This window comes from Peptoniphilus senegalensis JC140, from assembly GCF_000321025.1.
GTDB classification, from domain to species: Bacteria; Bacillota; Clostridia; order Tissierellales; family Peptoniphilaceae; genus Peptoniphilus_A; species Peptoniphilus_A senegalensis.
The window spans coordinates 1-570 of sequence record NZ_CAEL01000046.1 but is presented as its reverse complement, the minus strand read 5'-3'; the positions used below and the strand labels follow the sequence as shown (position 1 = coordinate 570).

5 tRNA genes are annotated in these 570 nt (G+C 43.5%); all 5 read left to right on the top strand.

What is annotated here, in order from left to right:
* The first annotated feature begins 44 nt into the window (after positions 1-44).
* Positions 45-120: transfer RNA gene (locus PTSHG_RS00060), tRNA-Thr, on the top strand.
* Between the two features lie 21 nt (positions 121-141).
* Positions 142-227 (top strand) — tRNA-Tyr (locus tag PTSHG_RS00055).
* Positions 228-253: 26 nt separating this feature from the next.
* A tRNA-Gly gene (locus tag PTSHG_RS00050) sits at positions 254-328 on the top strand.
* A gap of 9 nt (positions 329-337) precedes the next feature.
* Positions 338-414, top strand: a tRNA-Arg gene (locus PTSHG_RS00045).
* 41 nt (positions 415-455) lie between these two features.
* Positions 456-542: transfer RNA gene (locus tag PTSHG_RS00040), tRNA-Leu, on the top strand.
* The last annotated feature ends 28 nt before the right edge of the window (positions 543-570 follow it).

The window sequence follows — 570 nt, the reverse complement described above, 5'->3', positions numbered from 1 at the left end:
TATAGCAAAAGTTCAAAAAATATGTTATATTAGAAAAGTGAAGTGCTGGTGTAGCTCAATTGGTAGAGCAACTGACTTGTAATCAGTAGGTTAGGGGTTCAAGTCCTCCCACCAGCTCCAATAAATCTATGGGATTTATATGGAGGAGTTCCCGAGTTGGCCAAAGGGGACGGACTGTAAATCCGTTAGCTTAGCTTTCAGTGGTTCAAATCCACTCTCCTCCACCAAAAAACTTTATAAAAAATTTACTTATGCGGATGTGGCTCAGTGGTAGAGCATCGCCTTGCCAAGGCGAGGGTCGCGAGTTCGAATCTCGTCATCCGCTCCATTTTTTTATGTATCCTTAGCTCAGCTGGATAGAGCGTCTGGCTACGGACCAGAAGGTCGGGGGTTCGAATCCTCTAGGATACGCCATTAAAAACTTGTAATTTATATTACAAGCTTTTTTGTTTTATGCAGGAGTGCTGGAATAGGCAGACAGGCATGTTTGAGGGGCATGTGCGAGAAATCGCGTGAGGGTTCAAGTCCCTCTTTCTGCACCATAAAGACTACTTAACTTTTGTTAAGTAG